We start from the raw sequence: 6,531 nt of genomic DNA on the forward strand, positions 1-6,531 counted from the left end.
ACCTATTATTAGTTCAAAAGTCGTACGTATTTTCTTAATTATCAATATTTATATCTATAACTGCGTAAAAATTTTATTTATCAAATTTATCATATCTCAAATCAGAATTAGATAATTTCTTTACACTAAAAAACACATCTGAATTTCAATTCAGATGTGTTTTTTATATTTCATCATTTTCTACTATACTATCTATATGTTTTCTATTATATACAAGATGTAAATACATAGCATCATAAGCCCCATTAACATCCCTATTTTTTATACACTTTAATATATCTCTGTGAGTTTCTATAGTTTCCTTAAGCAATTTCCTATTAGTCATATCAATACATAAACTTATAGACTTATTTATTATTGGTATAAGCTGAGCAGTAACTATATTTTTACTGCACTTTGCTATTTCTTTATGATATTCTATATCAACATCCATGTGTGGTTCACCTTTTAAAATCAATTCATCTACTTTATCGCATAATTCTTCTAACTTTTGTATATCCTCTTCTGTAGCATTAGTTGCAGCTAAAGATGCTATTTTAGGTTCTATCATAAATCTAATTTCTAACAAATCTTTAGCTAATTTTAATTTATCTTTTATAAAGATTAATCCCAGTGGGTCTTCTGATATACCACAATTTTCACATATAAAAGTTCCTGATCCACGCCTTATTTCTAAAATATTTCTTGATACTAATGCTTTAATAGCTTCTCGTACTGTACTTCTACTAACATTTAATTTTTCTGCAAGTTCATATTCATTCGGTATCTTATCTCCTGGCTTACAATCATTATCTATTATTAATTTAATTATTTGATCTGATACTTGATCCCCTAATAATTTACTCATAAAAAAACTCCTTTACTAACCTGTTCCTTTTATTATATCAAATATCTAAATGAATATCTTATTTTTTATTTATCATTATTAACAATTTCATGAAAATTAAAATTTCAAACAATATAAAAATGACAGGATATCACTCCTGTCATTTTTATTAAAATCTATTTAATTATCTTTTATTTTTCTAAAGGTTTCTTAAGTATGCCAAGTAATACTGCTCCTACTACTGCTCCTATGATTAAAGCTACTAAATACATTAAAGGATTTATTATAGTAGGTAATACAAATATTCCTCCATGTGGTGCTCTAAGACCACATCCAAATGCCATAGATAATGCTCCTGCAAGTCCCGAACCAACAACACAAGCTGGAAGTACATGTAATGGATCCGCAGCTGCAAATGGTATTGCTCCTTCAGTTATAAATGATAATCCCATTACATAATTTACAATACCTGATTTTCTTTCACTTTCTGTAAATCTATTTTTAAAGAAAGTTGTAGCAAGGGCTATAGCAAGAGGAGGAACCATCCCACCTATCATAACTGCTGCCATTATACCAAATTGTTCTGGACCAGCATTTACTACTGTAAGTTGTGCCGTACCAAATACATATGCCGCTTTATTAAATGGACCGCCCATATCAATAGCCATCATAGCTCCAAGTATTGCACCAAGGAAAATTTTACTTGTTCCACTCATTGAGGCTAAGAAATTGTTAAGAGCAGTATTTATAGAACCAACTATTGGATTTATACTGACCATAATTAAACCTATTAATAATATACCAAAAACTGGATATAACAACACAGGCTTTATACCTTCTAAAGATTGCGGTAATTTATCAAATAATTTACGAAGTAATAATACTAAATAACCACCTATAAATCCTGCTAATAAAGCACCTATAAATCCTGCACTTACTGGTGATGCTTCACTAAAATTCATTATATTTGAAAAAGTATATCCGCTACTTGCTATTATCCCACCAACAAAACCAACTGCTAAACCTGGTCTATCAGCAATACTCATAGCTATATATCCAGCTAGAACTGGTAACATAAATCCAAATGCTTGACCCCCTACTGTTTTAAAGAAAGCTGCTATAGGAGTATTCATACCAAAATTAGCTGGATTTATTGAATAATCATCTAATAAAAATGCTAATGCTATTAGTATCCCACCACCTACTACAAAAGGTAGCATATGAGAAACACCATTCATAAGATGTTTGTAGAATTGTCTTCCTATACTTTCTTTTTCATTTAAAGATTCTTCAATAGATTCACTTTTAGAAGATTGATATATTGGAGCATCTCCATTTATAGCTCTATCTATAAGTTCATCTGCTTTATGTATACCATCAGCAACTTTTGTAATTATTACTTTTTTACCATTAAACCTTGACATTTCAACATTTTTATCTGCTGCTACAATTATACATGTTGCATTTTCTATTTCTTCTTTAGTTAAAGCATTTTTAATACCAGCAGAACCATTAGTCTCAACTTTTATAGATATACCTTTGCTATTTGCTTTTTGAGTTAAACTTTCTGCAGCCATAAATGTATGAGCTATTCCTGTTGGACAAGCTGTAACTGCAAGAACCTTAGGTAATTCACTATTATTTTGTTTCATTGGAACTTCCTCTTTACGTTCTTCTGGAAACTTTTCTTTTTCTTTTTCATCAATTAAACTTAAAAATTCTTCTATAGAAATTGAGTTTATAAGTTTTTTTCTAAACTCTTCATCCATTAAGATTGTAGATAATCTTGATAAAACTTCCAAATGAGTATCATTTGCTCCATCTGGTGCAGCTATCATAAAATATAAATGAGATAAACTGCCATCAAAAGCTTCATAATCTATGCCTTCTTTTGATATACCTGCTGCTAAAGTAGCTTTATTCACAGATTTATTTTTTGCATGAGGTATGGCAACTCCTTCACCTATTGCAGTTGTACTTAGCTCCTCACGAGCTAGTATTGCTTCTTTATATTCATTTTTATCATTTAAGTTTCCACTTTTATAAACTAAATCAACTAATTCATCAATTACATCTTGCTTATTATTTGAATTTAAATTTAAACTTATGGAATTCTTGTTTATTAAATCTACTATTCTCATTATATTTCTTTCCTTTCAATATTTATATGATTAACTAATTCATCAATAAACTCTCTTTCAGCTAAATCAGAAGAAAATGCTGTTGCACTTCCACTGGCAGCTCCCAGTTTCAATGCTTCTTCATAAGAATTAGTATTTAAGTATCCACATACAAAACCGGCAACCATAGAGTCGCCTGCCCCAACAGAATTTATTACATTTCCCTTTGGAACATTACTTAAATATACTTTATTGTCTTCTGTCACTAATAAGGCTCCATCTTTGCCCCTAGATACTAAAACATTTTTCGCACCCATATCTTTCAATTTATTTGCATATATAATAATATCTTCTTCATTATGTAGCTTTACATTGAAAATTTCTTCTAATTCATGGTTATTAGGTTTTATTAAAAATGGATTATGTTTTAATACATTCATCAATAAATTTTTAGTTGCATCTACTACAACTTTTGCTTTACTAGCTTTAACTTTATCCATAATTACTTCATATAAATTTTCATTTAATGTTGATGGTATACTTCCAGCTAAAATTAATATATCATCTTCTTTTAATTTATCTAGTTTATTAAATAGCTCATTTAATTTTTCTTCACTTATATGTGGACCTTGACCATTTATTTCTGTTTCTTCATCACTTTTTATCTTTACATTTATTCTTGTAAATCCACTTTCTAATTTTATAAAGTCTGATTTAATATCTAACTCTTTTAAAGAATTTGTTATAAAGTCTCCTGTAAAACCACTAACAAATCCAGTTGCTATGTTATCATATCCTAAAGTTTTTAAAATTCTTGAAACATTAATACCTTTACCACCTGGATAAACATTTTCCTCGCCAACTCGATTAACACTACCATTATTCAAGTGATTAAGTTTTATAACATAATCAATAGATGGATTTAAAGTTACAGTGTATATCACTTTATTTTCCTCCTTTATTTTGTCTATATATTATTGTACTCATTTGTTTGCTTGTTATCCTAATACCATAATAATTGAAATAAATTTCTCCAAAAAGACAAAAAATTTCTCTTAATTAAAAGAGAAATTTATCTGTATGTATTTTAAAACTAAATTTACTTTTTAACTATTATTTATTTTTATAATAAATTTAGATTAATAAAGTAAATTTAGTTAAAATAGCTTTATGAACTTTTCATAACTTTTATTTTCACATATATTTACCACTTTAGAAGTAGTATCTAGTCTATTATATATATCTGAGAATACTTGCTCATAATCAAGTATTTTTTCATTATTTAATGCTAACATAATTACAAGTCTAACTTTTCCATACTCCCAGTTTATTGGTTGTTTTAATATGCCTACTACAATTTTATTTTCTTTGATATTTCCTTTAGATCCATGAGGCATAGCTACCATATTTCCAATTTCAGTAGTAGCAATATTCTCTCTCTCAAAATATGAATTTTTCATTTCAAAATCAATTAAATCTTTTTCCAAAAGTGCATCACTCATAAAATCTAAAACTTCTTCTTTTTTATCAAATTCTAGATTTGTAAAAAATAAATCTCTATCAAAAAAATCTTTTATATTTACTTCTTCATAAACATATCCAGTATCCATAAATTTTTCTATTATCTTTACTTCTTTTTTTGTTAAAAAAGGAGAAACATTTATAACTGGTATTTTATCAAAATCTAAAGGCATAGTAGATATTAAAAAATCCACATCTCTAGCATTAATATAATCGATTAAGTAAGATGGTATTATTTTTTTAATTTCTATTCTATCTTTAAATAGTTGTTGTAACTTAGTATTTATAAGCATAGAAGTTCCAGCGCCTGATGCACAAACAATAATAACTCTAAAAACTTTCCTTTTTTTACTACTAGAATGTCTTTCAATAGCTCCTCCAACATGAACAGCAATGTTAGAAATCTCATCTTCACTAATTATTAAATCCAGTTCTTTTTCAATAGTTTTTTTAGCTATTTTTGCAAGTTCATAAGCATAAGGATAATTAATTTTAATATCATTGTTAACTACATTATAATTTCTAATTCCTAATTTATCCTTTTTTAATAAATTGTTAATATGATTATATAAACACTCTACAAAAAAATCATCTTTACTAATATCTATAGCCGTAGCTAATTTAAGATTTTTACAAAAAGAATTTATAGCATTAGTTATTTTCTCTTTATTTATATTATCATTCATAATCTTATCACGCTTTATTTTATAAGATTTTATATATTCATCTATAAATCTATCATAGTCAAAATGATGACCTCTACTCAATATCACAAAGATTTTGTTACATAAATTTTTAAACTCTACATCACTTAGAATTAAATCTTCTTTAGCTAAAAACTTCAATATTTTATTCTTTAAGTTAAATAAATTATCACTTACATCTGACGTTAAAAAATCTTGTAATACAAGTTCATTATCCTTTCTATTGCATAAATCTACAATACATTGAATAATCTCTCTTTCACTAGAATCAACACCTAAACCATATTTATGTTTGGAAATAATATTAACATTATATTTAGATAAAATTTCTTTTACTTCCTTCAAATCATTTTTTACTGAGGACACACTAATAAACATTGAGTCCGCAAGTTCTTCTATCTTAATAGTTTTTTCTTCTTTAGAATTTAGATTAAGCATAGTTTTTATTATAAACTCTACTCTATCCACATTTCCTAGATGATTATTATTGCACTCAAGCACATCAATTTTTCCTTCTAATTTATAGCCTACTCCCCTAATAGAAATAATCTTTGTATCCTTAAGCTGTTTATTAATATACTTAATTTCACTTTGTATAGTTTTTGTCGAACATCCAATTTCCTCACTTAAAGCTAAACTACTCACTGGATGTTTTAATTTTTTTAATATATCTATTATTGTTAAGGCTCTTGTACTTAAATTATTCATACATATCCCTCTTCATTTGTCTATACTATATAAACTTTAATTCCCTTATATTAATTCACTACTTATTTAACTTTGCTAAAGCTTCAGCAAATGGATTATTGAAACTTTGTTTATTTTTATTTTGATTTTTCAAGTATTTTTGTATATCTTTTTTAGATCCTGTTTTCTTTTCTTCTTCTTTTCTTTTATTAAATGCTGAAAGTTTTTCTCTGTATCCACAAGAACAGGCAAATACTTTTTTATCGCCTTCACCTCTAAGTTCTAGCTTTTTATGGCAATTTGGACATCTTGAATTAGTAGTTTGAGATATAGTTTTTCTTGTACTACATTCTCTATCTTCACATATTAGCATTTTACCCTTTTTACCATTTACCTCTAGCATAAACCTTCCACAGTTTGGACATTTATTTTTTGTTAAATTATCATGTTTAAATTTACTATCACTATTTTTTATATCTCTTACAATTATTTTTGTGTAATCTTTTATTTCCTCAATAAATCTATTTTTGTTCGCTTTTCCTTTTGAAATATTAGTAAGTTTAGTTTCCCATTCACTTGTTAAAGAAGGTGTTTTCAACTTTTCAGGTGCCAAATCTAAAAGCTGTCTTCCTTTAGATGTTATATGTATTTCTTTGTTATTTTTCTTTTCTAC

4 protein-coding genes and 1 pseudogene are annotated in these 6,531 nt (G+C 26.9%); all 5 read right to left on the reverse strand.

Annotated features, from left to right (window positions below; genetic code table 11):
• Nucleotides 1-163: 163 nt before the first annotated feature.
• Nucleotides 164-847 (reverse strand): FadR/GntR family transcriptional regulator, encoded by a 684-nt coding sequence (locus J7G74_RS14245; RefSeq protein ID WP_297136551.1) that lies wholly within the window; start codon nt 845-847, stop codon nt 164-166.
• A 170-nt stretch (nt 848-1,017) separates the two neighbouring features.
• Nucleotides 1,018-2,967, reverse strand: coding sequence for a PTS fructose transporter subunit IIABC (locus J7G74_RS14250; protein ID WP_297136553.1), 1,950 nt, complete (start codon nt 2,965-2,967; stop codon nt 1,018-1,020).
• Nucleotides 2,967-3,890 (reverse strand): 1-phosphofructokinase, encoded by a 924-nt coding sequence (gene pfkB, locus J7G74_RS14255; RefSeq protein WP_297136555.1) that lies wholly within the window; start codon nt 3,888-3,890, stop codon nt 2,967-2,969. Before pfkB ends, J7G74_RS14250 begins: the two co-directional genes overlap by 1 nt.
• A gap of 213 nt (nt 3,891-4,103) precedes the next feature.
• Nucleotides 4,104-5,879, reverse strand: coding sequence for a BglG family transcription antiterminator (locus J7G74_RS14260; protein ID WP_297136557.1), 1,776 nt, complete (start codon nt 5,877-5,879; stop codon nt 4,104-4,106).
• Nucleotides 5,880-5,937: 58 nt separating this feature from the next.
• Nucleotides 5,938-6,531: pseudogene (locus J7G74_RS14265) on the reverse strand (DNA topoisomerase III); the annotation flags it as partial.

Source organism: Terrisporobacter sp., assembly GCF_017888745.1.
Classification (GTDB): domain Bacteria; phylum Bacillota; class Clostridia; order Peptostreptococcales; family Peptostreptococcaceae; genus Terrisporobacter.

Coding starts and splice junctions, on each gene's coding strand:
- J7G74_RS14260 (WP_297136557.1), bottom strand. CDS start 5,879: ATGAATAATTTAAGTACAAGAGCCTTAACAATAATAGATATATTAAAA.
- J7G74_RS14250 (WP_297136553.1), bottom strand. CDS start 2,967: ATGAGAATAGTAGATTTAATAAACAAGAATTCCATAAGTTTAAATTTA.
- J7G74_RS14245 (WP_297136551.1), bottom strand. CDS start 847: ATGAGTAAATTATTAGGGGATCAAGTATCAGATCAAATAATTAAATTA.